Annotated in this window: 23 protein-coding genes; 12 read left to right on the forward strand and 11 right to left on the reverse strand. The window is 55.5% G+C overall.

Translation table 11 applies throughout. The features are described 5' to 3' along the window. Positions 1 to 93: 93 nt before the first annotated feature. Positions 94 to 1,272 (reverse strand): acetyl-CoA C-acetyltransferase, encoded by a 1,179-nt coding sequence (locus tag ACIO0C_RS28075; protein WP_401317224.1) that lies wholly within the window; start codon positions 1,270 to 1,272, stop codon positions 94 to 96. A 64-nt stretch (positions 1,273 to 1,336) separates the two neighbouring features. After that, entirely contained in the window at positions 1,337 to 2,083 is a 747-nt protein-coding gene (gene phbB / locus ACIO0C_RS28080) for an acetoacetyl-CoA reductase (RefSeq protein ID WP_401317226.1), read from the reverse strand. 268 nt (positions 2,084 to 2,351) lie between these two features. On the opposite strand from phbB, the gene ACIO0C_RS28085 reads away from it, so the two are divergent. Next, the gene (locus ACIO0C_RS28085; protein ID WP_401317229.1) at positions 2,352 to 3,479 is read left to right on the forward strand and encodes an AraC family transcriptional regulator; all 1,128 of its coding nucleotides are present in this window, start codon (positions 2,352 to 2,354) and stop codon (positions 3,477 to 3,479) included. 64 nt (positions 3,480 to 3,543) lie between these two features. On the opposite strand, the gene ACIO0C_RS28090 is transcribed toward ACIO0C_RS28085, so the two are convergent. Beyond that, a complete protein-coding gene (locus tag ACIO0C_RS28090) occupies positions 3,544 to 5,415 on the reverse strand; it encodes a DUF3141 domain-containing protein (protein WP_401317232.1) in 1,872 nt (623 codons plus the stop codon). 194 nt (positions 5,416 to 5,609) lie between these two features. Between ACIO0C_RS28090 and phaP the strand changes: the two genes are divergently transcribed. Further along, entirely contained in the window at positions 5,610 to 6,167 is a 558-nt protein-coding gene (gene phaP, locus ACIO0C_RS28095; RefSeq protein WP_401317235.1) for a TIGR01841 family phasin, read from the forward strand. A 34-nt stretch (positions 6,168 to 6,201) separates the two neighbouring features. On the opposite strand, the gene phaR is transcribed toward phaP, so the two are convergent. Continuing rightward, positions 6,202 to 6,735 carry a polyhydroxyalkanoate synthesis repressor PhaR gene (phaR, locus tag ACIO0C_RS28100; RefSeq protein ID WP_008061781.1) on the reverse strand — a complete coding sequence of 178 codons (534 nt, stop codon included), beginning with the start codon at positions 6,733 to 6,735 and terminating at the stop codon, positions 6,202 to 6,204. Positions 6,736 to 7,034: 299 nt separating this feature from the next. Between phaR and ACIO0C_RS28105 the strand changes: the two genes are divergently transcribed. From ACIO0C_RS28105 to ACIO0C_RS28130, 6 genes are all read left to right on the forward strand, one after another. Beyond that, positions 7,035 to 7,217 carry a hypothetical protein gene (locus ACIO0C_RS28105; RefSeq protein ID WP_401317239.1) on the forward strand — a complete coding sequence of 61 codons (183 nt, stop codon included), beginning with the start codon at positions 7,035 to 7,037 and terminating at the stop codon, positions 7,215 to 7,217. A gap of 144 nt (positions 7,218 to 7,361) precedes the next feature. Then, positions 7,362 to 7,550: a hypothetical protein gene (locus ACIO0C_RS28110; protein WP_401317241.1), complete on the forward strand. Its 189-nt coding sequence runs from the start codon at positions 7,362 to 7,364 to the stop codon at positions 7,548 to 7,550. A 394-nt stretch (positions 7,551 to 7,944) separates the two neighbouring features. Then, a complete protein-coding gene (locus tag ACIO0C_RS28115) occupies positions 7,945 to 8,313 on the forward strand; it encodes a bacteriocin (RefSeq protein WP_180202563.1) in 369 nt (122 codons plus the stop codon). 115 nt (positions 8,314 to 8,428) lie between these two features. Then, a complete protein-coding gene (locus ACIO0C_RS28120; RefSeq protein ID WP_401317243.1) occupies positions 8,429 to 8,896 on the forward strand; it encodes a glycine zipper domain-containing protein in 468 nt (155 codons plus the stop codon). A gap of 89 nt (positions 8,897 to 8,985) precedes the next feature. Beyond that, a complete protein-coding gene (locus ACIO0C_RS28125) occupies positions 8,986 to 9,204 on the forward strand; it encodes a hypothetical protein (RefSeq protein WP_401317245.1) in 219 nt (72 codons plus the stop codon). 611 nt (positions 9,205 to 9,815) lie between these two features. Beyond that, the gene (locus ACIO0C_RS28130; protein WP_401317247.1) at positions 9,816 to 10,511 is read left to right on the forward strand and encodes an HAD-IA family hydrolase; all 696 of its coding nucleotides are present in this window, start codon (positions 9,816 to 9,818) and stop codon (positions 10,509 to 10,511) included. 51 nt (positions 10,512 to 10,562) lie between these two features. Here the strand turns inward: ACIO0C_RS28130 and ACIO0C_RS28135 are convergent, their stop codons facing one another. The 5 genes from ACIO0C_RS28135 to ACIO0C_RS28155 form a co-directional block, all read right to left on the reverse strand. Next, entirely contained in the window at positions 10,563 to 11,309 is a 747-nt protein-coding gene (locus ACIO0C_RS28135) for a 3-oxoacyl-ACP reductase family protein (protein ID WP_401317250.1), read from the reverse strand. 531 nt (positions 11,310 to 11,840) lie between these two features. Continuing rightward, positions 11,841 to 13,775 (reverse strand): hypothetical protein, encoded by a 1,935-nt coding sequence (locus ACIO0C_RS28140; RefSeq protein ID WP_401317252.1) that lies wholly within the window; start codon positions 13,773 to 13,775, stop codon positions 11,841 to 11,843. After that, positions 13,772 to 14,743, reverse strand: coding sequence for a TniB family NTP-binding protein (locus ACIO0C_RS28145; RefSeq protein WP_401317254.1), 972 nt, complete (start codon positions 14,741 to 14,743; stop codon positions 13,772 to 13,774). Before ACIO0C_RS28145 ends, ACIO0C_RS28140 begins: the two co-directional genes overlap by 4 nt. Next, the gene (locus tag ACIO0C_RS28150) at positions 14,740 to 16,635 is read right to left on the reverse strand and encodes a DDE-type integrase/transposase/recombinase (RefSeq protein ID WP_401317257.1); all 1,896 of its coding nucleotides are present in this window, start codon (positions 16,633 to 16,635) and stop codon (positions 14,740 to 14,742) included. The genes ACIO0C_RS28145 and ACIO0C_RS28150 overlap by 4 nt, the downstream gene beginning before the upstream one ends. Further along, entirely contained in the window at positions 16,628 to 17,290 is a 663-nt protein-coding gene (locus tag ACIO0C_RS28155; RefSeq protein WP_401317260.1) for a TnsA endonuclease N-terminal domain-containing protein, read from the reverse strand. Before ACIO0C_RS28155 ends, ACIO0C_RS28150 begins: the two co-directional genes overlap by 8 nt. Before the next feature lie 1,836 nt (positions 17,291 to 19,126). Here ACIO0C_RS28155 and ACIO0C_RS28160 point away from each other — a divergent pair. Next, positions 19,127 to 19,978, forward strand: coding sequence for a hypothetical protein (locus ACIO0C_RS28160; RefSeq protein ID WP_401317262.1), 852 nt, complete (start codon positions 19,127 to 19,129; stop codon positions 19,976 to 19,978). Positions 19,979 to 20,178: 200 nt separating this feature from the next. On the opposite strand, the gene ACIO0C_RS28165 is transcribed toward ACIO0C_RS28160, so the two are convergent. Next, a complete protein-coding gene (locus ACIO0C_RS28165) occupies positions 20,179 to 20,829 on the reverse strand; it encodes a hypothetical protein (protein ID WP_401317264.1) in 651 nt (216 codons plus the stop codon). A gap of 1,286 nt (positions 20,830 to 22,115) precedes the next feature. On the opposite strand from ACIO0C_RS28165, the gene ACIO0C_RS28170 reads away from it, so the two are divergent. The 3 genes from ACIO0C_RS28170 (at position 22,116) to ACIO0C_RS28180 (ending at position 24,041) form a co-directional block, all read left to right on the forward strand. Next, positions 22,116 to 22,940, forward strand: coding sequence for an inositol monophosphatase family protein (locus tag ACIO0C_RS28170; RefSeq protein ID WP_401317265.1), 825 nt, complete (start codon positions 22,116 to 22,118; stop codon positions 22,938 to 22,940). A 296-nt stretch (positions 22,941 to 23,236) separates the two neighbouring features. Then, positions 23,237 to 23,425 (forward strand): hypothetical protein, encoded by a 189-nt coding sequence (locus ACIO0C_RS28175; RefSeq protein WP_401317267.1) that lies wholly within the window; start codon positions 23,237 to 23,239, stop codon positions 23,423 to 23,425. 166 nt (positions 23,426 to 23,591) lie between these two features. Continuing rightward, the gene (locus tag ACIO0C_RS28180) at positions 23,592 to 24,041 is read left to right on the forward strand and encodes an antitoxin Xre/MbcA/ParS toxin-binding domain-containing protein (RefSeq protein ID WP_401317269.1); all 450 of its coding nucleotides are present in this window, start codon (positions 23,592 to 23,594) and stop codon (positions 24,039 to 24,041) included. A gap of 139 nt (positions 24,042 to 24,180) precedes the next feature. On the opposite strand, the gene ACIO0C_RS28185 is transcribed toward ACIO0C_RS28180, so the two are convergent. Further along, positions 24,181 to 24,985, reverse strand: an 805-nt coding sequence (locus ACIO0C_RS28185) for a hypothetical protein (protein ID WP_401317272.1), incomplete at its 5' end; no start/stop codon positions are given.

Consider the following 24,985-nt stretch of genomic DNA (forward strand, 5'->3'; position numbering starts at 1 on the left):
ACGGCAAGGGAGGCGGGCAACGTTGTTTGATGCCAGCCTGATGCGCGGAGCAAGGGGATCTGGTCCGCGCATTGGCTACTCGGATGCCGTTGGTTAGCGTTCGATAGCCAGGCCGACGCCTTGTCCGCCACCGATGCACAAGGTGGCGAGTCCTTTCTTGCCATCACGACGGATCAGTTCGTGTACCAGCGACACCAGGATCCGTGCCCCCGACGCGCCGATCGGATGACCAAGGGCGATCGCGCCGCCGTTGACGTTGACTTTGCTGGTGTCCCAGCCCATCTCTTTGCCAACCGCCAGCGCCTGGGCGGCGAAGGCTTCGTTGGCTTCGATCAGGTCCAGGTCCTCGACGTTCCAGCCGGCCTTTTGCAGGGTCAGGCGTGTCGCCGGGACCGGGCCGATGCCCATGATCGACGGGTCTACGCCGGCGCTGGCATAGGCCTTGATCCTGGCCAGTACCGGAAGGCCCAGCGCCTGGGCTTTGGCGGCGCTGGCCAGCAGCAATACGGCCGCACCGTCGTTGAGGGTCGAGGCGTTGCCAGCGGTCACGCTGCCGTCTTTCTGGAAGGCCGGTTTGAGTTTTGCCAAGGCTTGCGCAGTGCTGTCGACACGCGGCTGCTCGTCGGTGTCGAAGGCCAGCGGTTCGCCCTTGCGCTGAGGGATCAGGATCGGGGTGATTTCGCTCTGGAAACGCCCGCCCTCGATGGCGGCGGCGGCCTTCTGTTGCGAAGCAGCAGCGAAGGCATCCTGTGCTTCACGGGAGATTTCGTACTTCTGCGCCAGGTTCTCGGCGGTGATACCCATGTGGTAGTCGTTGAAGGCGTCCCACAGACCATCCTGGATCATGCTGTCCTGCAGTTGCGCATGGCCCATGCGCAGGCCGGTGCGAGCCTTGGGCAGGACATAGGGGGCCAGGCTCATGTTTTCCTGGCCGCCAGCAATGACCAGTTCCGCGTCGCCGCAACGGATGGCCTGGACGGCGAGGTGGACAGCCTTGAGACCGGAGCCGCAGACCTTGTTCAAGGTCAGGGCGGGCGTGGTGTGTGGCAAGCCAGCCTTGATCGCGGTCTGGCGTGCCGGGTTTTGCCCGGCGCCGGCGGTGAGCACCTGGCCGAGGATCACTTCATCAATTTGCGCAGCTTCGACACCCGTCTGCTCCAGCAGGCGGCGAATCACTGCGGCACCCAGTTCGGTCGCGGGAATTGCAGACAAAGCACCCTGGAAACTGCCAATGGCGGTACGAGTAGCGGCAACGATTACGACTTCGTTCATGCATGACCTCATGGAAAAGACAAAATTCGACGAGCAAACCGGGGCATTCATGCCCTGGTCAGGGTTATTGCATGTTCATGCCGCCGTTTACCGAGAAATCGGCACCGGTGCTGTAGGCGGACTCATCGGACGCCAGCCAGGCCACGATCGAGGCGATCTCTTCCGGCAGGCCAAGGCGACCGACCGGGATGCCCGAGATCATGCCTTCGAGGATGTCCGGACGAATGGCCGCAGTCATGGCGGTCTGGATGTAGCCAGGGGATACGGTATTGACGGTCACGCCCTTGCCGGAGACTTCCCGGGCCAGTGCCATAGTGAAGCCATGGATGCCAGCCTTGGCGGCGGAGTAGTTGGTCTGACCGAACTGGCCGCGCTGACCGTTGATCGAGGAGATATTGATGATCCGCCCCCAACCTTTGGAGAGCATGCCTTCAATGACCTGCTTGGTGGTGTTGAACAAGCCCGTCAGGTTGGTCCCGATCACGCTGTCCCAGTCTTGCGGGGTGAGCTTGCGAAAAGACGCGTCACGAGTGATGCCTGCGTTGTTGACCAGCACATCGATCGGGCCGAATTGTTCACGAGCCATCTCGAAGGCCTTGCGGGTCGACTCCCAATCGGTCACGTCGCCATAGATGAACTCGAACTCGTACCCCGCCTCGCGCTGGCTGGCAGCCCAGTCGTTCTTGCGGCTGGAATCAGAACTGCAGCCGACGATTACCTTGAATCCTTCCTTGTACAGACGCTGGCTGATTGCCGTACCAATACCGCCCATACCACCCGTTACCAAAGCAATACGACTACGCGATTCCATACATCTACTCCATTTTGTGCGCTGCAGGAGTGGGGATTGTTGGTTATCGACGGGCTGTGCGGGAAGTGTTTGAAGGTGACGTTCTCCTGTCCTTCGGTGCCACGTGGGGAGGGAGGGGATGGCAAAAAACGGGGAGAACCTATACTGGGATCAATACTTAGAACTGAATGGGTAGTTAATATTTCTGCAACAGAGTTGAAATATGTTCAACACGTGTCAGCATCGGCTCCGGACAGGACGTTCGGTTCCACTGGTCATTGAGGACGCCATGTATAGGATTAGTTCAGGTTATGCCAGCGTGCTGGCGAATACGTTTTTGGCCCAGGGACTCGACCTTGCCGCTCTGTGCGACGAGGCTGGACTGGATGTCGGGTTCGTGAAAAAACCAGGAGCATTCTGCGAGCGAAGCGTTATCTATCGTCTTTGGGAGCTGGCGGCCGAGGCTTCGAATGATCCCAATATCGGCTTGAAAGCCTACGGGGAATTCCACCCCAGCAGTTTCCAGATCGTGGGTTACACGATGATGTCCAGTTCGAACCTGAAAAGGGCGCTGGAACGCCTGGTTCGGTTCAGCCCGTTGATCGGTACCGGGTTCAGCCTCTTCCTGGTCCAGGAGGAGCAGCATTATCGATTGGCCAGTCTCGATCATCAGCAACATGGCTCGGTCAAACCCCGGCAATACACGGATGCGGCCTTGGCTTCGCTGCTGGGTTTCTGCCGTTGGCTGGCAGGTGGCAAGTCACCGCAACCCTTGAGTGTGGAGTTCACTTACCCCGAGCCTGAAGACACGTCGCAGCATCAGCGGCTTTTTGGCTGTCCGCTGAGTTTCGGGGCGGCCTATGACAGCATCCTGTTCGATGGCCAGGAGCTCCTGACGCCATTGAGTATGGCCAATGAGGCGCTGGCCACGCTGCATGACAGTTTTGCCGTGGCTCAATTGGACCTGTTGTCCGGTTACTCGATCGTTGGCAGGATTCGTGGGCTGGTGACCGAGCGCTTGAGCCAGGGGCAAGGCCAAGGGCAATGTGACATGGAATCGATTGCGGCGGCACTGAACATCAGCAAGCGCACGCTGCAACGAGGCCTTGAGAAGGACGGCACGCAATTCAAGGATGTGCTCAAAGATGTGCGGCGGCAGATGGCCGAATTTTATTTGCGCCACTCTCATTACAACCTCAAGCATGTGACCCACCTGCTCGGCTTTCATGATCACAGCAGTTTCCATAAGGCATGCATTCGCTGGTTTGGCATGACCCCCGGCCAATATCGAGCCCATGAGTCGTCGCCTGTGCTCAAGGACGTCGTGCCGTTCCGACCCATGAACGCTATCGGTCGGTGCGGGGATCACAAGATCCCAGGCTTCGCCAGCGACTACGTCGAACGGATGCACCGCTAATTTCCTGTGAAGGTTCATTGAGAGATTGGGTTCCACGAGGGCCTCCTGCCGGATGACCACCGATTCACTGGGCGTTTGGGTCAGGTGCCTGGAGATCACGCGCAGGCTTGTTATTGGTGAGGGCGCCCAGTGCGCCGTAAATACCGTAAAAACAGATCTCTTGAGTGGCGTCACGCACATCGCGGTACGCATTCAGGGTGTCTTGCATCTGGTTGGAGAACAACTCCTGCCAGGCCAGCAGCGGGTTGTCCTGGTGTACGGGGCGACGATTACGGTTGACCGTGGAAATTGTCCCGGGCAACCACCACAGCGCCGGATTCAAGCTACTCCAAAACAATTGCTGCTGATGGAAGGGGTGCGTCCTGCGCATCCATTCGGCCATGGGCTCGTTGATGATCTGACGCAGCCACGGACGTATTGATCCGTCGTAAAAAGCACTGTTGATTTCAGAGGCGCGCACTACCGAAGAGAATTCGCGATCGTCATCACGGGGCGGCTCGATGTCATCGTGGATATCGGCAATTCGTCTTGATTCGAAACGCACTCGGTATTGCACGTCATTGCTGCCTGAAGGGGCCGGCAGGTCGTCAATCAGCATTTCATGCAGCCCCGGCGGCAGCGCATTGATGGCTTCGACCGCGCCGAGCAACCCTCGGTGTTCACGCCTCGCCACCTGGCCGGAGACAAAAATACCCAAGTGGCCGATGCTGGCGTGCCGCAGGTAGACGATGGTGCGGCCTGCCTCCTGCAAGGCGAGATCGCTGGAATAGACATCGGCGATCCAGTTCAATGCCTGCTGGGGCGGGGTGATGTTGTCGCCGTAGGAACAGAACACCACCACCGGCACTTCGATCCGTTTCAGGTCGATACCGTTGCTCTTGCGGTCGGGCCCGCCCGACAATTGGTTGCCGATGAACAGATCATCGACAATCATCTCGATTTCTTCGCCATTGAGCAGGGTCGGGCTGCCCCACCAGCGTTCGAAGTCGAGGAAGCGCGCAGCTTCGCTGTCGACCTGGCTGAACAGCTGGTAGTACTTGCCCCAATAGGTGTTGGCCGGGTCCAGGTTTTCGAAGTTGCTGACCAGCCAGGTACCGTCAAAACGGCCATTGCCCAAGTCGCTGCCAAGGCGAGCCATCCAGCCGCCACCCAGCAGGCCGCCGGTGTAGCGCATTGGATTGCGGCCATTGACGCCGGCCCAGTAGGACAAGGGCGCGCCGTTGATAATGATCAGTCCCGGGAGTTCCGGTCGTGTGGCCGCCAGTCCCATCAAGGCCCAGCCAGCCTGGCAGTTGCCGATGATGATCGGCTTGCTGTTGGCCGGGTGCAGGGCGCTGACGGCTTCGATGAACCGGGCCTGGGCGTGGACGATATCGGCCAGGGTTTGCCCTGGCTGTGGCGAATGGCTGAAGGAGATGAAGTAGGTGGAGTGCCCGGCTCTGAGGCTCTCACCTATTATCGAATCCTGCTTGAAGCCGCCGATTCCCGAACCATGTCCGCCGCGCGGGTCAATGATGATCACCGGCTGGCTGTTGCTGTCGATTTTTTGCTCGGGGCCGGGGAGGATCCGCAGCAGTGAAAAGTTGACCGGGCGCGGAAGGTCAGGGCCTGCGATCAAGGTTTCATGGTTGAACTTGAGCAGCAGCGGATACCCGGCGCTTTCATGGGCCAGCCTGTTGTCGCCGCGCTGGCGCAGGGTGTCCCAGAACAGCAGGCAGCGTTGGCCGAAGTCGATGACATATTCCTGCCATTGAGCGGCTGTAGGTTGTCTGAGTTGACCTCGTTTCAGGGGCGCGAAGGTTTTTTTCTGACGCTCGCGCACAGCCTCAAGGACGTTCAGCGCATTGAGGCGCTGCAGGTGACTCAGGTGTTCCCACAGGCCGTGTGGTGAGGAGGGCTGCTCATGTTGCGATGCACTAATGTCTTTCTGGCCCATGGGAATCTCCTGACGATCTGCATGCCAGGATTCTATAGCGAATATCCACAGGAGGGGAAAGTCTTTTGTGCGGCGCACAAAAAATCGTTGCCAAAAGAAATTGTGCACTGCAATATAAAGCCTAACGCGATGATCGGCAGGATCGCTATCGCGTCCTCAGGCCCGAGTCGGCCTTCCAACCAGGAGATTCAAGCATGTCTTTTTTCAACGCGGAAAAATTTCAAGACGCTCAGAAAGCCAACCTCGACCTCCTGCAGCAAATCAGTGGCAAAATCTTCTCCAGTGTTGAGCAGCTGAGCCAATTGCAGTTCAAGACCCTGCAGGCCACCACCGAAGAGCAGTTCAACGGCTTTCGCAAACTGCTTTCGGTACGTGATCCACAAGGTTTCGCTGAGCTCCAGGCTTCTTTGACCCAGCCCAATGTGCAAGCCGAACGCCTGGTAAATTTCAATCGCCAAGTGCAAGCGCTGATTGTCGATACTCACTCGGAAATCGCCAAGCTGGCCTCGCGTCAGTTCGAGGCGGGCACCCAGCAGGTGCAAGAGTTCGTTGAAGTGATCAGCAAGAATGCACCGGCTGGCTCCGAGCCTGTCGTGGCCGGGTTCAAATCGTCGCTGGCCAATGCCGGTGCCGTTTTTGAAAGTGCACAGAAAGCTGTAAAACAGGCTGCTGACGTTGCCCAGAGCAATTTTGACGCCGCGACCGTTGCAGCTGGCAAAACCGCTGCGGGTGGCAAGGCTGATAGCAAGTAAGTCTGGTAAGCGGGGTTACAGGATGGCGATGGGGTTACTCCCCATCGCCATTTTTTTTCGGCCCGCCATCGGCACCTGGCTTGCCGGGCGGCATGGCGCCGAACATTCCGAAGAGGTTCTGGGTGTTCAGGTAGAGCGCTTTTGACTGGTCGACGTACTGGCGCATCAGGTCCTGCATGACCGGTGCCTGCTGGTGCATGAATGCGCTCCAGGTTTCGGATGACTGAGCGCCGGTCTGGGACTGGATATCGATGACCGTCTGGATGCTTTTATCCAGATAGCTGCCGAGGACGCTCTGGTAGGGACCGTAGAACTGGATGATCCCCATCAACATCTCGCTCGAGAATATCGGCTGACCGCCACTTTCGGCTTCCAGAATGACCTGCAGCAAAATACTCCGGGTCAGGTTTTCGCCAGTCTTGGCGTCGACCACCTCGAACGGAATTCTATCGACGACCAATTGGCGTATATCCGCAAGGGTCAAATGACTGCTGGTGTGCGTGTCATACAGACGGCGATTCGGATATTTCTTGATCAGACGGGGGGTGTTCCGACTGTTTTCTGTCATGCGGGGCTACTCACAGCGAGCCTGGTTTGCTGGCATCTTATCCTACTCTGGGCGCAGCCACTCCAATGAACCCATCAGGTTACTGAGCGAAGGCATTTCCGAAGTTTGCGTAGGAAACGGTATCGGTGTGGGAAGTCGTGATGGAGAGTCAAGTGCAGAGCTGCTTTCAGGTCTTACCCCCTGATACAAATCATCTGGGCAACAGGTGTTCGTTTGATGTGATCCAGGTGCAAAATGAATGAAAGCACCCAACGCTACCCACCCAGGATGGAAAGGTACCCGCCATGCAGGAATTCACCATGAAGCAGGCTGAACTCGAAAAGGTTCATGTGGAAATCGTCAAGCTGATAGCTGAGCAGCGCAAGCTGAATGCCGAAGCGGGCAAGATGACCCGTGAAACGTTCTGGTATCCGGTGGCGGTGGCCATTGGTCTCATTGGCACGGTAGCCACCGTCACTACGGTGTTGGTGAAACTGCTCTGACAGACTTCGCCCATTCGTCGGGCATTCGGTTGTCTGAACCACAGGTCCGTTAATGACCGACTAGTCTCAAAATCCTTGGTGATCGATATTTTTCGGGCAAAGGGCTTGCCGGTGTCGATCCCGTATTTTGAGAGGGGTGAAGCGATGACTGAACCGTATATCGAAGACGACGGCGCAGAATATCCGATCAACAACTACGTTCAATGCGGCCAGACGGAGTATGTGGCCAGCTTCGGCGAAGATCAGGCCAAGGTCCTCAAGATCAAGACCAAGGCTTGTCGAGTATTGAAGGGAAAATTCCTGCCCAAGCTTAAAGAACCGGCCAGCAATTAAATGTCCAGCGAGCGAACCCCGTCATCGAACGGGGTTTTTTGTGCGTGCGTGTTGGAGCGAGCTTGCTCGCGAAGGACTTGAAGGCGGCGCGTTCCGTCGGGAAACACGCGTTATCGTTAGCGTCCATCGCGAACAAGTGTGAACGAATATTTAAGCTCCGATTTTTTCACAAACTTTTCACAAGGCTGAACGTAGGCTCAACTCATCCGTTAGAAGCAACACCCTGCCCGTTCCCCAGCGGGCTTTTTTTTGCCTGCGATAAAACCTTTTCCAAAAATGCTGTCCAACCGTCGCTAACAACGAGGTTGAGCGCGCGCATGTCTGGACTTTGTTCCCTCTAAAGCATTCAATCTCGACCCTTTGAATTTCACCCCCTATTTTTGAGGTTTCTGTCATGCGTTTCACACTGCCTGCTCTGGTTCTGGGTCTTCTGGTTGCTCAAGGTGCAATCGCCGGCGACGGTACTGCCGCCCTGGGTGGCGGCTTGGGTGGTGCGCTGGGTAACGTCGTTGGCCGAAGCATGGGCGGCAGCACCGGTGCCGCGATTGGTGCGGGTGTAGCAGGTGCGGCGGGCAGTGCGGTTGCCGCCAAGAAAGGCCACCGTACCAGCGCGGCCATTGGTGGCGGCGTGGGTGCTGCCGGTGGTTCGGTGATCGGCAACAGCCTGGGCGGCAAGACCGGTTCGACCATCGGTGCAGGCCTGGGTGGCGCACTGGGCGGCGGCGTAGGCAGCAACCTGGCCAACGGTCACAAGCGTCACTGATCCCCAAGGATCGACAACAAAAGCCCGGCTTGATGCCGGGCTTTTGCGTTATTGAACGTTTTTCACATTGGCACCTCAAATGCTCCATTCCCCCCGATAGAATACGAGGCGTGCCATGACCCCGAGAACCAAAGGCAAGGAAGTGCGATACCCAGGTGCTCGACGCTTGACGTTGCCGGCGTTTGTTTTTGGATTGTTGTTTACCCCGTTCGTACTGGCTGCAGGAGACGGCACCGCGGCCGTTGGCGGCGGTATTGGTGGTGCGTTGGGCAACGTGGTAGGCGGGCAAATGGGCGGCAGCACAGGCGCCGCCATCGGCGCCGGTGTCGGTGGCGCCGCCGGTAGCGCGATCGGCGCACCCAAGGGCAGTCGAACCGAAGCGGCGGTGGGCGGTGGATTGGGTTCAGCGGGCGGGTCGGTGATCGGCAACAGCCTGGGTGGCAAAACCGGTTCGACCATTGGTGCAGGCCTGGGTGGCGCAGCCGGTGGTGCGGTCGGCAACAATCTGGGAAGCGATGATGGCGGATCCCATTCCGGTGGCGGTCACAAGCATAAGCACAAACACAAGAACAAACATCACTGACAACCGATTGTCTCCCTGATCGAACCTGACGATCGACAATCCCTCCAACGGTCAGGACCTGCCTTTACAGGTCCGTTGAGAGGTGCCCCATGAACGCTGATCCGAAAGACTCTGACATCGACGACACCCCCGAATACCCCCTGCCTTCGCCTACCGATTCCCTGAGTCGCGATCAGCGGCCGCCCGATGACGAGCCCGGTGTTGAACAGGTGCCCAACGATGATCTCAAACGCACGGATTCTGATGTCGAAGCCGACCCGAGCGATCCAGACATCGCGGGTGAGGATGCGTCCGGCGAACCAAGCTGATCGACCTGTGGCGCGAGACCGCCTGTCGAGTGAGTGGCAACCATGCCAATGCACTGCTGCCAGACTTAAGGTATGCAACTGATAAAGGAGACGCCCATGATCAGGTCAAGAGGGTTGGCCCTTGCAGTGGCCGGTCTGTTGTCGATCGGTTCAGGCATGGCATATTCCCAGTCCTCAGGTAACGACGCGCCCGTCGATAAGGGCGGTATGCCGCCGGGTACCGAAATGAATGCAGGCCCTGGTCCTGAGAAGGCATTGCCGCCTGGCGCCATCAAGGGTGGCAATGCAGGCGATGCGGATGGGAGCAGCACCCGCCCGGAGACGGGAAACGGTTCGACCAGCGGTGGCAGTTCGACGGCGAGCGGTTCTGGCAGTGGGTCTGGAGGATCAGATAGCACCGCCGCAAGCAGCGCGACAGGCAAGGCGGGCGGTTAGCCTGCAACAGGATCAACAGCGGTGAGCTGACCGGGCCCGGCGATTTGCCGGGCTTTTTGCGTCACGCTCCCGTTGCTCTCGGCCATGGCGGCTCGTTATGCTGCTGAAACCTTTAATCTGTCACGGACCGGCCATCGCTGAGCCGCCTGGGATGCCATGAAAACGGATCAGATGCGATGAATTCACCGCTCAAGGAGTTCGGCCCGATCAAGGCCGTGATTTTCGACATGGACGGCTTGCTGCTGGACACCGAAGGGATTTACACCGAAGTCACGGCGACGATTGCCGCGCGTTATGGACGCACGTTCGACTGGAGCGTCAAACAGAACATCATCGGCCGTGGTGCAGGTGACCTGGCGCGTTATGTGGTGCAGGCGCTGGATTTGCCTATCAGCGCCGAGGAGTTTCTGGTGATTCGCGAACCGCTGATGCGCGAGCGTTTTCCTGCGGCCCAGGCGATGCCGGGTGCAGAACAGCTGGTTCGGCACTTGAAGGCGCACAACATTCCCATTGCGGTGGGCACCAGTTCCTCGAGCCAGTCGTTCGGCCAGAAAACCACCTTGCATCGCGACTGGTTCGCCTTGTTCGATTTCATCGTCACGGCCGATGATCCGGAAGTCGGCGCGGCCAAACCGGCGCCGGATATCTTCCTGACTGCAGCGCGACGCCTGGGTGTGGAGCCGCAGGATTGCCTGGTGTTCGAGGATTCGCCGTTCGGTGTCACGGCGGCCAAGGCGGCGGGGATGACGGCAATTGCGATTCCGGATGCGGCGATGGCCGACGAAAAGTACGCACACGCCGATGGCATTCTTCGTTCGTTGAAGGCGTTCAAGCCCAGTGCCTGTGGCTTGCCAACGCTCGATTGGGCTTGACGATCAAAACCGTGGGAGCGATTGCTCGCCCCCACGGTGAGTTCACCTGGGTCAGGCGCCGAAGCCACCGTCGATGGTCAGGCTCGCGCCGGTGATGTAGCCGGCTTCGGGGCCGACCAGGTACGCGACGAAACTGGCGATCTCTTCGGCTTTGCCGTAACGCCCCACTGCCATCAACGGAATCAGGCTGTCGGCGAAGTCCCCGTGGGCCGGGTTCATGTCGGTATCGACCGGGCCCGGCTGCACATTGTTGATGGTGATGCCTTTGGGGCCGAGGTCGCGGGCCAGGCCCTTGGTCAGGCCAACCAGCGCCGCTTTGCTCATGGCGTACGGGCCACCACCGGCAAAGGGCATGCGGTCGGCGTTGGTGCTGCCGATATTGATGATTCGACCCCCTTCGGTCATGTGCCTGGCGGCAGCCTGGGTGGCGATGAACACGCTGCGTACGTTGATCGCCAGGGTCTGGTCGAAGTCTTCGAGTTTGAAATCTTCCAACGGTGCAACGGCCAGCACGCCAGCATTATTGACCAGGATATCCAACTGGCCGAACGCTTCTACGGTGGTCGCTACGGCGGCGCGAATGGCCTCGGCGTCAGCGCTGTCAGCCTTGATGGCCAGGGCTTTGCCGCCGCCCTGGGTGATGCTGTTTTGCAATTCTTCGGCCTTGGCCGTGGAGCTCACGTAGGTAAAGGCGACCGTCGCGCCTTCAGCAGCCAGGCGTTTGACGATGGCAGCGCCGATGCCGCGGGAACCGCCCTGGATCAAAGCCACTTTGCCGCTGAGGTTCTGAGTAGTCATATCGATCTCCAAAGTCCCGGGCGAGATGTCCCGGTTGATGGAGCCTAGTATCGATTCACGATTACCGGCTGACATCGTTGATCATTAGAAAATAAATTTGGTCGTTTATGGATCAAGGACTTGCGATTTCGTAGTCATTTGAAAGTAAAGAGAGAAATCACTATTCAGTAAAAAATGGCAACCCCAGTCATTAAAAATAACGGTTGAGGATGGAATATGCTGTGTGGGGAGGCAGACTTAGGCAGCTTTCGAGGATGCACTTACGCTGATCGAATCGAGGAAGATGATTCAATTTTTATGAGATGAACTGAAGTTGTTACAGCCACTGTGTTAATGGCAATGGTAAGCGCGTCTCCTTGAGTGAAACGAGGGTGTGGATTTAGATTTTCTAGGGGGGATGCTTGGTTTTTTATACTGCGCCAGCAGATAGATTTCGCTTTCTGCCGTATATTGTAAAATTTCAAACATTTGTGTTTTTTCAGGATTTGTATCTGGTCGTTCGGATTTTTTGTATGGAGTTGCTTTTTGTGATTATCTAGATGCGTTTTTACGGGCGGCGCGTTTGTACGTCTCAGATCCTCTTTTTGCTCTTTTTTTTGCAATGTCTTTTAGGTTGAATATTTCCTGTTTGTTATACAAAAATTGCCTGTTTCCGTTTGAATATGCCAGTACGCACGAAGGTTGTATGTTAAATAAATTTATTAGATATGCAGCTTTGAAGTAACCGCACTTTAAGAATTTCGTTACTTGTTCGAGTGACATGTGTTGGTGTATGTGGTATTCCATGGCTTCGATTTGGGGTAGTGAATAGTAAGGTTTGCCGTCTTTGATTTCAGGTGTGATCAGTCCCGTTAGAACAAATCGAGTGCGTAGTAGCCTGCCAGATATGTTCAAATAAGAGGCTGCTTGGCGTGTTGTATATGGGTAATGCTCTACTATTTCGCATATATTATTTTCTGAATTCTTCTGAGGTTGAGCAGTCCTCTCTCTGGCTATTCGGTCGCTATCTGTTATCCGCATCGTATTTTGAATGCTTTTAGTAGGAGGCAGAACTATAGGTTGGAGAAGTACAGGGTTGGCCAAGGCGGTCGTTAATTTTTCCCAGGCAGAATGGATTTTATGTGCTTCGTAAACATGAGGGCCTAGCTTGTTATGGGCAGACTCTATACCCTGTTGATTGAGTAATCGAACTGCATTGATAGGGCTGGTCTTTAACTTGCTCGCTATGTGTCCGACTAATATGTAAAAGTTGTTGAAATTAGAAACGGACTGTTTGTGAATAAGAACGGGATGGCCGCTGCCTATTTTTCCATCGGGCCGGAATCGTTTTAAGAATCCCAATTCTGCTAGCTGTATGACCTCGCCACTACTACATTGAAGTCGTTTAGCCGCCTCAGGTGTTGAGAAATAGTCGCTGGCAATTACTTCTTTTTTTGATTTGAGCATGAGTGCCTTATCCTTCAGGGCATTGATCATCCTGCAAATAGGAGTGTGGCAATGATAAAAATAATCACCGAATTGACGGTGGGATAAATTGAAGTTTCTGGTGATGAAGTTTTTATCTTTTGGCCATTCTTTAACACCACCCACGGAATACACAAGCTCACTCATCGTTAGAGAGACATCTGTACAGCAGAGTCCAGATACACACTTGGCATTGATCGTAGATTTCTCATGCACCATTTCTTCGGCGAGGGAAACTAGCAACGGATGACTAGCGATCCATGGGGCTAGGTGCATCGCGCGCGTAAAACCGGGATATCTTGTCATTTGGTAGGAAAGCATTGACGCTGCATGTTTGTAAATAGTGTCGGCGAAGCTGCCACCAGTTTGTACACTATTCGGTTTTCTTGATTGCCAGATCTCGTCGCACGCTAATGCAGCCGTGAGTTTATGGGACAGGATACGAATATAAGAGTCAGGGCCGAATGTCTCAAGATGATCTACGTCCAATACCGAATCTGGTTGGTATTGGGTCTCTCGTCTATCAAATCCGCAGCTGCAAAATAAAAGATTAGCCTGGGTCCAGCGCTCGTGCTGGTGGCAGTTAGGGCAGTTAGTAATTAACTGGGTTTGATGAAGTGGGCAAGCCGGTAGGTCCGATAAATCTGAAAAAATGGTAACCAACTCATTGCTTAAGCATGTCGGGCAGTACTTGAAGTGTTCTGAGAATTGTGAACGGTAAAAAGTGACTTCGTCTATACTCCAGTGAGCTATATCTGGACTATTCATCGTATAGGCGTTGTTTGACAGCGGCAGTGAGATCTGTGGTGCTTCCGTGGATAATTTTCTAATCAGGGGCGATTGTTCTATTAATAATTCTAAGCCATCGCCACTGCAAGGGACGTTTAAGGTGCCACACATAGATGCCACAGTTCTGTAACCATTATGATGCGCAGTTCGCATCATGACGCCCTTAGGACTCTCCCATGCTTGAGGATTTGCAACGTAACAGATGTTGTTCATTTGGATTGTTCCGATAACTGTTTGGCTTTCATCTTTAATGCATTGTTAAGTTGGTTGGGCGTCATGCGAAAATAATTGGGGTTGTTGCAAAAACTTAGGTACTCAGCCGCCTCAGCGAAATCGTCAATCGTCATGATCGAATCGCCCCTAAGCAGCACGTTGCGAAAGGCATCGTGCAATAGATCACTTAGGCGCCGAAAGTTTCCCTGAGTGGCCAAATACAGGCATTTGTAGTTGTTTGGATCGGTTAGGTGGGGATAACTTTTTAATTGCCCAAGCCTGATCATTTCGTGCTGTAAACCTGCAAGTACTCCCAATAACACCGATTTAGGTTGCTCCTCCGCCAGCGGTAATAACTCCAAGCGCGCACGGTAGGGGAAACGATCGCTGAGCTCATCGGCCATATTTATCGTGGCTTCTGCTCCGGACGCGCCTGATACTAAAAAAGGGATACCAGAACTATTCATGAGGACCATGAGCCAGTTGCAAAGCGCTTTTTTGGTTTTATATTCGCCTTTTTCGGCAACGTGGTGAAAGTCATCTAAGATCACTAATTTAACCTCCATGGTCATGAACCGCTCTATGATGAGCCATTCCAGAGAGGTAATGCTTTGATGGTCGTTTGGGGTCTGTCCGAGTGCTTTAGCCATAACCATGGATAAGCTTTTGACCGTGGCGGTTTCCGGTAGCTCGACATACATGCAGGGTAATAACATTTTCACGCATGTCTCATGCGTCACCTCATGCAGTGTTCCCAGCTGTTTCTCGATCATTCGGCACAGTCTGGTTTTCCCTACACCGGTGGGTCCAATCAGCATGGCTGAAGCTGGGTCTTTCCGGTCACGGGTAGTGTCGATACATTTGTTGATAACTCGCAAAGCTGCTTGGTATTCCGGGTACCAAACTGTGCAGGCTGCCAAGGCGGTAAGCGCATCATCAACATTGTTGTCGCTCACAAAATGGGTCATAATCTATCGACCTCGAAAGTAGGGATATCGTCGTCTCCCCAGGGCACTTCGTGTGGTAAGGCGGTTGTAGATCCGGTATCCGGCGCCGTAAATTGGGATTCAGTCTTAGGATGTTTCACTTTCTCTAATTGGCGCAACTGCCGAGAGTTCTCGTAGTCTTCGGCCATGCGTTGTCGAAGCTGAAGTAAGGCGAGATCGGCTTCGCTATCATCGAATTCTCGACCTTCGTCTAAAAATTTTTGATGCAGTAATTTATGCTCTGTTAGTGTGAGGCCGTTTTGATACGTGGGACAGGTGGCATAAGCTATTTTTGGGTTTCGCGTGTCATCGGGGTGAGCAACCCATATCTCACCTAAATCCAGCGGGTTGTAATAACATTTTGCTTGTTGTTTTTTTTTTAGGCTTAATCCAAGTTCTTTCAATTCCGGGCCCCACCAGCTTAAGCATGATAAGCAGTGCACGCGCCCCGCTGCGCTGATACTTGCTTCGGTAACGCCTCGGCATAATATGTTCAGATCTTCTTTGGAAAATTTTTCGGGGGGCAAGCGATTTTTCATAGCGCGTTCCCACGCAACGGCCGGTGGCATATTCAATGTCTTATGCTTCCTTTGATGGTAGATGTGTTCTATCCAGAACTCCGTGTATTCAACTAAATTCGCCTCGGTAAACGCCGCTTCGCCTTCCGAGTCGTAATACTTACGCTCAACAGGATTAGACATCGTGGTACCTGCTTGGTCATGGAGCCACATTTCAAATGTTTCGAAAAAACGCTCAATTCGCGCCCGTGCGTTCGGCGTGTACGGCGGGCCTCGGTCGAAAAGAATATTCAGTCGGTCCAAGAAGTAGCGGATAACGGAATTGGCAAATTCCGAACCGTTGTCACTGTGCAGATGGATGGGTTTACCTCGACAACGTTCTTCTCCCGGCACCGCTTGCAACGCCTTCTTTAATGCACGGATGGTTTTTTCTGCGCAGGGGTACGTTGCGGAAAGTTCCCAGCCGATAACGGTCCGCGTCTTGATCTCAAGAATGATCGTCAACCATAGAATTTTGCCCAGCAGGTTTCCGTTGTTATCAATGATGTTGATATCGATTAGGTGGTTATCGATTTCCGCAAGGTCCAATAACTCATGCGGTTCAGCGCTCAGTTTGCTGGATTGATGGTTTTTGCTGACATAGCCCTTACCCTGCCGCGCCTTATCGCTCGTCAGATGGCACAACTTTCTGATCTTTCTTTGGATGGTGGACAGAGAGGGTGTCTTCAAAAACAGCGTTGAGTACCCCTCGCGGCGGCGATTGATCAGGATGACCTGAGCATGAATCAGACGCCATATCGTTTTGACTTTAGTAGGAGGTGCCTTTAAATAGTGTTCCTCAATCATTTCTTGAGTGATGGCCTCGACGTCTGGATCAAGGCGCTTGCCTCGCGCGGCACAACTCTTTTCTTTTAATAGGCAGAAACGGTCACAGTTATGCGCCTTGTATTTTTGCATCCATTTGTACACTGTGATGTAGCGGGGCGGGGTGGGGTCGTGCATTTCCTCGGCGAGTTTGGCAATGAGTGCTTTGGTTGCTGCTTCCGGCAATGAACCGCCCAATTGCTGGTACAAAGGACCGACGTAACTGAATTTGTATTCCGCACGAATGACTTGCGGATCTTCCGGGTTAAGGTACGCCAGGGCCTTGGACCCCGCCCCGGGCGGCCGCGCATAGTGAATTATGCTTTTTTGGGCAACTTCGGTGATCAGTGCGTCGAAGGTGAGCGAGAGGGTATGCGGTCGCTCAAGGTCCCTTAACGTCACCAGTTCGTGGTCGACGTGGATGATCGCCATTATCCGGCCATGGATGATGTATTGAGCCCCCACCACTGGCTCCGCCGGCGTGTCATTCATGGGGTAGGACCCGATCAACCACAAGGTCCAATGTCAGGCGCTGGCTCAAATCAGCCATCAATCGCCCCGTAAACAAGTTGAAGCAGATGGTTGCAGTGTCCGGTGCGGCGCTGTCTTGCAACAGATCACCGAGGGTGGTCGGCCATGCACGTTGGTGCAGGTAGTGATAAAAGTACATTTGCTGTTGTTCGTTGTATGGCCGCAATCGGCTGTACAACGCTTTTAGGGTCTGGAACATGGTTGAGCCAGTGATGCTTTGCTCGTCGCGGCGTTGAAAGGCCCAGCCTTCCTTGAAGCAAAGGGCATGGAAACTGTCGAGCTTGGCCAGTCGCCGTGCCCGTTGTTTGCCAAAGTCGTGCTTGACCTCTGTGAAGTAACCGTCGCCGCACGTTAGGACGACATAAAAATCCGGGGTATAACGATAGGGCTGGCTGTCGTCTACCCAGATGAACGTATGCGGTTGGGTGTAGTACTTCACGACCTGTGGGTCGTGCTCCAACCAGATGCAGTACGCGGATTCCAACACCGCGTCGCATTGCATCGAACGGCCATTCTTCATGGACGGGAAGTCTACGATGAAGTTTTGCCGACGCCGACGGAGGCTTGACCGGACCGGGCCGTCTTCGAGCTTCATTTCGCCGGAAGTGATAATCATGTTGACCTCCTGCGTTGCTGCGGATCGCGGTGCCGAAGGAAATACTTTTGATGTATAGGCGGTTGTTACTCTCTGTCTCTGCTTCGTTGGCGAGGGGAGGGCGAAAAAACCTTCCAAGAGACGCTTTCTGCAGTCGACTGCCGTACAGACGAGCGTTGCCCGCGACTGTTCAACCAGTCCTGGAACCACTTACGCTGTGTTGTCAAAGTCGGAGGCACCGCCGCTACTAAATCCCCAGTGCCTCCTCCAAGTTTTTTAAGCACGAAACGATTAAAGTCGCCGAAAAAACGTTCGAGAGTCTCGCTCTGCTGGGGAGACGCTGGGTTGCAGAATCTCACATCAATACCACTGACTTTCAGCGCGTGGGCGAGTCTCCGGGAATCCATCGCTGCGTCCACGTAATAGCAAGGTCCGGGCCTTCCGCCATCCCCTGGCTCAGGGGGCAACGACGCCTGGATGGCGAGAAGCAGGGATCGAGAGGGTGCAGATTGGATGGATAAATCCCAACCCAGCACTTTTGCTGAAGCCGCACGCATGGCAACTGAAAGGTAAACCGGCGTTGCAGTCTCTCGTACATGCAGCCGCTGCGTGTCACACACGATCATATTGTCGTTAAGCATTGAGTGATTGGTAGTGCGGTAACCACAGGTATTCATTACAAACTCTCCCGTATCAGAGGGAATGGCTGCTAGGCTGACGCAGCTTCCGAATCAACCGATGCAACGTGGCAAATGAGCACATCTTGAGCCGCTCTTCGGAAGGGCGCGGTCCATTCCATTGCGCGATTTCGCGGGTAATTTTTAAGGCCAACTCGCGTCTAGGCAGTCGTTGCCACAGGTAGTTCGAGTGCACTACCTGCAGAGTGACTGGTGCTGAATGGCCTCCGGCGGTCAATTCCACCGGCTGTGTTTCGGCGGGTGTGGACGGTCTTGCGTTCCCGACGTTGGTACACCCGCTTGCATGCGATGCGTGCGGTTCGGAAGCGCTTGCCGTTGGGGATTGGGAGTAGCCTGGGGAGTTGAGTTTCGTAGCATCTCGTTGGCGAGAACCACTCCTTTGAAGCCAGACACAATCATCTCGGGCAGTGGTGACTACATACTCGCAATTGCCATACCTGTAGCGATGTCCGACACGTGATGGCCCAGGATCGGTGTCCGATGCTCGCTCAAAGATTGAATCAAGAGCAAAGATGGTGGCCTCCGCCAGCGATGAGCTGTTGGACACTCGCCAGTCCAGGATGGTTTGATTGCCGACCTCCGAGGCAGTCGAGATGCAACAGCGGAGGGCATTGGCTCCCGTCACCGCTACCTGTAGAAAGCTGGACTCGATGAGTAGGAACTTGAACGCTTCAAAGTGAAATTCTGAACGCATGATGGCGATCTCCACAATGCATGCGGGTGGTACGTCTAATTCGAACGGCCTCTGTCTGCGTGTGCCGAAATCGCTACGGACGTTCAGCGAGGTCGGTGTAATGGAATTCTCCCCAACAGACTTCGTCCGTCGGATTCACTGTGCCGGCGGCGCAGTCTTGTTCGACATCCATGGTGCTTTCCTCGTCATCCTGTAAGGAGTGCCATAGGTCATAGGGATGCTTCGATGCAGTAATTACCTGCAGAAAGCCGGGCGTGTTGAATATATTGAACCGATTTTGATTTGGTCGCGGCTTTGCTTGAAACTCATAAAAAAATCTTAAGAAAGCTCTGGAATCGTACTTCGCGTGCGAAAAGTTTCCGCTTTTACACGAAAGTCATACTTTATTTCCTGAGCGAAAGAATTTCCCAACTATCCTGAGGCGTGTGATCCGGATCATTTTCAAATGTGCTCCCGGAGGTGGCGATGGACCGATTGCATCACTCCGCCATTCATAGATTTCGCACGATAGTTTTTGGCTATTCGCTTCTTTTTAGAGGTGGATTTCAATCGACAAACGATTTTGCCCTCTGGTGCGATCGCTGGTGGTTGACGCGCCACCCGTACACGCCTGAACGAATCAAACCCAATGCAAAGTGGTTCGCCTTGTTGAAGGGGGCGTGGCCCCGCTGTGCTCCCGAATTGATCGAGGATTTCCCCTTTCTGTCACAAGTTGTGGATGATCCACTGTGGGCAGTGCTCGACTGGGACGCTAACGCGGCTGATATGGCCGAAGGGTTCATTCGCCGTGTGCGTATCAATGGCACACCCCTGCTGCCGTTCAGCAATGAGGGGATGCAGGCCCTGTGCGGTTGTCCCGATTGGAGACGCCTGGCTGTCCTGATCGCGTTTCTTCGCACGCGCGCACCGCAATACCTCCTCCACCGGTTATGGCTGCGGAAGAACTTTTCTTGTTATGTACAACTCGTGTGCCTGACGGAGCCCTTCTGCGCCTGTTGTTCAGAACTCTATCGACACTTGCACGCACTCTATCTGCTTGGCCAATTAGGCGCAGTGGATCACTGGCCGCATAACCTTGAGTCTTTTCACATTGCTTTGGAGGAGCAGGAATCACTGTGGGATACGCTGGCAGACAAGCATTGGTTCCATGAATGGGATACTTTCAGTGTCACAATGCTCTGGTGTGTAGCGGCGGCCCATCGGTTGCCGACTTCGCAATTCGCCCAGGGGCAATATGATTGTCCTGTGGCGTTGTCGAAGCGGGTACACCACGTGCTTTCCTCTCACGCTAAAATGCTGATCACCTTGGCTGATTAGCGCTACGGCGTGCTGCCAGTTCGGCCGAGGGCGCTTAAGGCCAGCGCCGCAGGGCGGCGGCTCCCAACCAGTGAGAGCTGGGGGCGTCTTTTACTAAAGCTCCGAGGCCGCGGGGGGCGGCGCGTCTGTTTGATGATCAGCCGACCGTAGATTACCTCTCCGGCACTCGCTTTACGGCTGCCGTATACGCGATTGCGGAACTAGCCATGCAGTGTCCCTGTTACCTCTACTTGCGCCGCGCGGCGCACATGCTCCGCTGCCTCTCGCAGCCTGTCTTGCGGACGGTTGCCGCCCAAGCAGTGATTGCTCGAAGCGAACCAGAACGCTATACCCCAGTCGTCCTTTTTTTCCCTCAAGACTTTGAGCACTGCGCCGAATTCGGCCGTGGGCCGCAGTTCTGTTGCGTTGCCAAAGGCGAACACTGGGAAGTACTCCTGGCTCCGGTCACTGATGCTGATCAGAGAGCCGTCGTTCAGCCAAGCCTGGAGCCTAGCCGCGAGCGCTGCTGGCTCGAGCCCGGTGAGTTGGGACAAGCCCACCGCAGTAACCCAGTCGCCCTCTTGCAGGATCAATCGCCGCGCCTCAGCCAACATGGTCGCCTCCCTGAACAAGATGCGCGGATTCAGCGTGCCGGGAGTGCTACGGCTAGAGGCTGACGCCTCTAAAGCGGCTGCTGAAGCCAGGGCGGCGAGAAACACACGGTTCAAGACTTCGAGGCAATCGAGATACACGTCTGTCGCGTGCCCGCTCATTGTGGGCAGTTCGATGCAAAGGTGAATGCCATCCGCCTGTTCAGAAGTTGGTGCGCGCCCGTCTGAACTGCGGTAGACCTCGATTTTCTTGGCTGCCATGCTGCCTCCTTGTACGCCGGCGCTAACGGCTTGCCGACCGTATTGAACGATAGGCCTTTTGCCCGCACACGGCAGCTTTGCTGCTGATGCAGGTCGACCAGGATCAAAGACCGCTTGGGAGTGCGCCCATCGATGTTACTACCTCAGCCGCCATAACGGTGTGTTGTCACTGTTCAACTGACGTCGTTTGATATCGATCTGCGCTCTCCCGCGCTCTCCCGCGCACTGACGTGGTCACGCTGATCTGGCGACCGGTTGAACCGAGCTGGGTTGGACGTTGATGCCATTTATCGCACCGGACTTCAGTCTCTTGGCCATTTCGCAGGCGCATGAGGGTTGACGGTCGAGTGGGCGTTGGAGACGTATGGGTCTGGTATGGGTCAGGGCCATGCGTTTTTTTGCTCGGCCAGTGAAAAAAGGTGGGGCTTGAACTTTAACCGTGTTGCACGCTGGCCTGTAAGCCCAGCAGTAGCTGGAGCGTGGTCAGTACAACTGGTGGAATAACACGTAAAGAGTGCAGCGCTTTCGAAGCGGTGCGTACGTCGAAAGTTCACCGAACGAGAGCGGTCGTTTCAGCGGCATCAACGTCCGAGAGATCTGCGGGCAACCGCCCGTTTTGTTTTCGTGACGATCCGACCATCGGGCAACCCAAAACTTCGTCGAGCGAATGCCTAGGATTCTAGGCGCTGCGACAGGTTTATCCCGGTAGCGCCTAGAATCCTGGACGTTATTAACTTGAGAACTCGTTGTTGCCAACCCCAAGTGTTGGGGGGGGCGTGCCTGCGTTGAGGTCGCAGCATGGCGTGAAAAGGCTACGCTAAATCCAGATACAGTTAGGGGTATCTGCCAAGCGTACCACCTACAGCAAAAGCCAGGCTCGCCGTCGGTTGCGTCGTCTGCTGGTGTCAGTTGCGCAAGGACATGTTTTTGTTATCACCCGACAGGGCAAAGCGGCTTGCTTACGGGTACAGGTCGAGGCACAGAGGCGTACGCTTTGAAAAAGTAGCTCGACAACAATCTTCACCCCTCGAGAGGTTGTATCGTGATGTCAGCGCAGCCCTTTCGCAGCGGTTACGCTGATCAGGTAACAGCAGTCAGTGCAGGCGTAGATGGAGGGCAAGGCCCATTGTCGTCCTGCGGCAAGAGGTAGAGTGGCGCCCACGGATTTTTAGCGACGTTGTGGCCCGTCTGGCTGACCGCTGCTCAGACGGCTGAGGGGCGACTCGCTGCGCGCCTCAGTCGAGACCCCTCGTAGTACCCCACCCAACTTCAAGGCATCCCATTTCGTGCAAAAGATCAACCTTGAATCGCTGCTCACCCCGACCATCGAGGTCGTTATTCGCGCCGGCCAGTTGCTGATTGCCGAGTGGGCGAGGGTGGACGGACCACGAGGTCAAGGTGACAAGGCCGCCGTAGACGAAGAAATCGAACAGTTTTTGCGTCCGCATCTGCTGCAGCTTTTCCCTTGCGACTTCTGGGGAGAGGAAACCGGACATCGTCTCACCGGCCATCCCTGGTGCTGGGTCGTTGACCCGAATGACGGAACCACGGACTTCCTCAAGGGGCTCAAAGGCTCAGCCCTGTCCGTCGGTCTGCTGCACAAACAAACGCCGGTATTAGGCGTGGTATATGCCCCCGTCACAGTTGAGGGCGCGCCTGATTGCATCGCTTGGGCCGAAGGCATGGCCGAGGTGAGCCGTAATGGACAATCGGTGTTGTCACGGCTTGCTATCAAAACCTTGTCGCGCGACGAATTCGTGATGGTCAGTGCCGCTGCGATCAACAAGCCTGAACTTAACAGCGCCCTCTGCCAACCCAGCACCTTTGTCGCAATGCCATCCATTGCCTACCGGCTCGCCAAAGTCGCCGCCGGTGAGGGGGTCTGTGGCATCTCGCTTTATCCGGTTTCTGCACACGACGTCGTCGCAGGCCACGCGCTTTTGCGAGGCGCACGCGGCGTTTTACTCGATGAGCGTGGGCAACCGATTACCTATGCCACTGTAGCCACTATGCAAACGGTTTCACAACGCTGCTTCGGTGGTGCAGTGTCGGCGTGCCGGAGCCTGCTTGCCCGAGACTGGGATCGCATTTTCACCGACCGCTCCAGCTGAGAGCCGTTCTCGGATTCAATTCAAGCATCCCGCATCGTCATCTCAAGGGTCGCTAGCTGCGCACAATCCGACGGGCGTCAAATCGGCAACTTATGGACTTGCAGTGTTCATCATGTGTTCAGCATGGAGCTTCAGGTCGGAAATGTGCGTCTAAGACGAGCGCGGCCCACTCTGAGCGGAAACTGCGTGATACCTTTGGAACGACGGGAGCCAAAACTGGAGCAATCCAGGGCTATCCGCTCATTGCTTCACGTCTGCCAGGGCATAGACATGCGTGATTGACCAGGAGAGCCGTCATGAAAGGTAAGCGCAAAGTCAAAACGAACAAATGGCTGCTCGCTGCGCGGTTTCAGCTCGAAGCGCAAGCAGTGCTCCGGGCGCGCACGGCCCGTGCGAGTCGATTCTTGGACATTGCATTGTCGGCGGGTAGAGACGTGGAACCGGTCGGATTGCTGGCCGGTAACCGGACTGCCACCTCGGCCTGAATTCACCCCCCCTTAGGCTGCCAGCAAAAGACCTTAGCAGTTGAAAAGAGGCCCGGGGTCTGAGCATTAGCAAGGGTGACCACCGTGGATTTGCGACCAGCATATCGTCCCACGGAGCGACGATAGCCGAAGCTTCAAGCCCAATGCCAAACCCAAAAGGCGACCCATGTTTGCTGAAGTCATGCGCCATGATGTTTACCGAGCCTACCGGATCCGGCTGGAAATGTTTTTGCCTATTCCCACCGATGCCTCTGACCTGGACATCCATGCGTTGATCGAGGCGGGGTTCTCGCCGGGGAACATTCAGACGCTCTGCGACTTGGGGGTATTCGATCCTGAGGCGTGCAACGCCATCATTTCGCTCAAGACCCTTAACACCCGCTTGACTCACGGTCAGCGCCTGAGCGTGGCGGAGAGTGATCGCCTGTTTCGTCTTGCGCATATCACAGCCATGGCCGAGGCAGTCTTTGGGGACACCCGCAAAGCCCGGCGCTGGCTGAGCAAATCCAAGGTGCGCTTTTCAGGTGAAAAACCCATTGCACTGCTTTCCACCAGCCCGGGCACTCGCTTGGTTGAAGAAATGTTGATTCAGGTCGCAGAAGGGGTGGCGTTTTAACGCTGTTGCGGGTCAGCGCTTTCACAGGGGGGCACAGGACCTGCCGCGGTAGCAACACCGCATGCGCCTGATCCCCGGCGCCTACCAATTTTCCGATAACAATCTTGTCGGCACCGGCTTTCGAGCGGAACCTCCGGTCCTAACCGGGGGGCGTCAATTGGCGCAGGAGAGTTTGCAGCGTTTCAATCTGGCGTGCCTGCTCTCGCAACTGCCGGCGGTTTTCGCGCTGTTGAAGCAGGTACGGTTTGACCCGTTCCCGTAATACGGCGTACTCGGTCTGCAAGTGTTGCAGCTTGGTCGCCAGTGCGTCGTGGGCCTGTTGGGTATCGCGCAGGGTCTGGGTTTGTTGACGCAACTGTGCGTGCACTACCCGATGTTCATTGCGCAAGCGTTCCTGCTCGCGGTACACCTGGACCAGTTCCTCCTGTTTGACCAATTGAGCGTTCTGTAAGGACCGCAGTTCCTGGTGTAACTGATTGGTCTGCTCGTCGTGTCGGCGCAGCTCTTGCCCGCGTTGAGTCAGTTGTTCCTGTCGATAGTGCTCGAGCCCCTCCCGGGCATGCTGATGTTTGTCCTCCAGTGATTGCAGCTGCTGGGCCCGCTCCTCGAGGATTTGCTGCTGGCCGGCCACGAGCTGTCGCAGTTGTTGGCGTTCCCCCTCGCTGTCTTGTAATTGCTCGCGCAGCTCACGTTCGTGCTGTCGCTGCTGTTCCAGCTCGCCGGTGAGGTGGGTGATGGTGGTGAGCGATTGCTCCAATCGTTCGCGTAGTTGCGCGTGCGCCTGCGCATAGCTGGCCTGCTGCTGCGCGAGGAGCTCTTGCTCGTCAGCGACGGCCTCGCGCGCCTCCTGGGTTAATTGCTCGGCTAGACTGCTCACCAAGGTGGTCAATTTTTCATTGAGGCTGGGCAACGGTCCGAGGTTGGCGGCCTGACTGCTATTGAGT

It is taken from the genome of Pseudomonas sp. NPDC087336 (genome assembly GCF_044744285.1).
GTDB lineage: Bacteria > Pseudomonadota > Gammaproteobacteria > Pseudomonadales > Pseudomonadaceae > Aquipseudomonas.

Excerpts from the sequence above, each read along its gene's own strand:
- ACIO0C_RS28090 (WP_401317232.1), bottom strand. The coding sequence starts at position 5,415 with ATGGGCCAGAAAGACATTAGTGCATCGCAACATGAGCAGCCCTCCTCA.
- ACIO0C_RS28105 (WP_401317239.1), top strand. The coding sequence starts at position 7,035 with ATGAAGCAGGCTGAACTCGAAAAGGTTCATGTGGAAATCGTCAAGCTG.
- ACIO0C_RS28165 (WP_401317264.1), bottom strand. The coding sequence starts at position 20,829 with ATGGCAGCCAAGAAAATCGAGGTCTACCGCAGTTCAGACGGGCGCGCA.
- phbB (WP_401317226.1), bottom strand. The coding sequence starts at position 2,083 with ATGGAATCGCGTAGTCGTATTGCTTTGGTAACGGGTGGTATGGGCGGT.
- ACIO0C_RS28180 (WP_401317269.1), top strand. The coding sequence starts at position 23,592 with ATGTTTGCTGAAGTCATGCGCCATGATGTTTACCGAGCCTACCGGATC.
- ACIO0C_RS28155 (WP_401317260.1), bottom strand. The coding sequence starts at position 17,290 with ATGATTATCACTTCCGGCGAAATGAAGCTCGAAGACGGCCCGGTCCGG.
- ACIO0C_RS28115 (WP_180202563.1), top strand. The coding sequence starts at position 7,945 with ATGCGTTTCACACTGCCTGCTCTGGTTCTGGGTCTTCTGGTTGCTCAA.
- ACIO0C_RS28085 (WP_401317229.1), top strand. The coding sequence starts at position 2,352 with ATGTATAGGATTAGTTCAGGTTATGCCAGCGTGCTGGCGAATACGTTT.
- ACIO0C_RS28120 (WP_401317243.1), top strand. The coding sequence starts at position 8,429 with ATGACCCCGAGAACCAAAGGCAAGGAAGTGCGATACCCAGGTGCTCGA.
- phaR (WP_008061781.1), bottom strand. The coding sequence starts at position 6,735 with ATGACAGAAAACAGTCGGAACACCCCCCGTCTGATCAAGAAATATCCG.
- ACIO0C_RS28175 (WP_401317267.1), top strand. The coding sequence starts at position 23,237 with ATGAAAGGTAAGCGCAAAGTCAAAACGAACAAATGGCTGCTCGCTGCG.
- ACIO0C_RS28135 (WP_401317250.1), bottom strand. The coding sequence starts at position 11,309 with ATGACTACTCAGAACCTCAGCGGCAAAGTGGCTTTGATCCAGGGCGGT.
- phaP (WP_401317235.1), top strand. The coding sequence starts at position 5,610 with ATGTCTTTTTTCAACGCGGAAAAATTTCAAGACGCTCAGAAAGCCAAC.
- ACIO0C_RS28125 (WP_401317245.1), top strand. The coding sequence starts at position 8,986 with ATGAACGCTGATCCGAAAGACTCTGACATCGACGACACCCCCGAATAC.
- ACIO0C_RS28130 (WP_401317247.1), top strand. The coding sequence starts at position 9,816 with ATGAATTCACCGCTCAAGGAGTTCGGCCCGATCAAGGCCGTGATTTTC.
- ACIO0C_RS28110 (WP_401317241.1), top strand. The coding sequence starts at position 7,362 with ATGACTGAACCGTATATCGAAGACGACGGCGCAGAATATCCGATCAAC.
- ACIO0C_RS28150 (WP_401317257.1), bottom strand. The coding sequence starts at position 16,635 with ATGAATGACACGCCGGCGGAGCCAGTGGTGGGGGCTCAATACATCATC.
- ACIO0C_RS28160 (WP_401317262.1), top strand. The coding sequence starts at position 19,127 with ATGGACCGATTGCATCACTCCGCCATTCATAGATTTCGCACGATAGTT.
- ACIO0C_RS28140 (WP_401317252.1), bottom strand. The coding sequence starts at position 13,775 with ATGAACAACATCTGTTACGTTGCAAATCCTCAAGCATGGGAGAGTCCT.
- ACIO0C_RS28145 (WP_401317254.1), bottom strand. The coding sequence starts at position 14,743 with ATGACCCATTTTGTGAGCGACAACAATGTTGATGATGCGCTTACCGCC.
- ACIO0C_RS28075 (WP_401317224.1), bottom strand. The coding sequence starts at position 1,272 with ATGAACGAAGTCGTAATCGTTGCCGCTACTCGTACCGCCATTGGCAGT.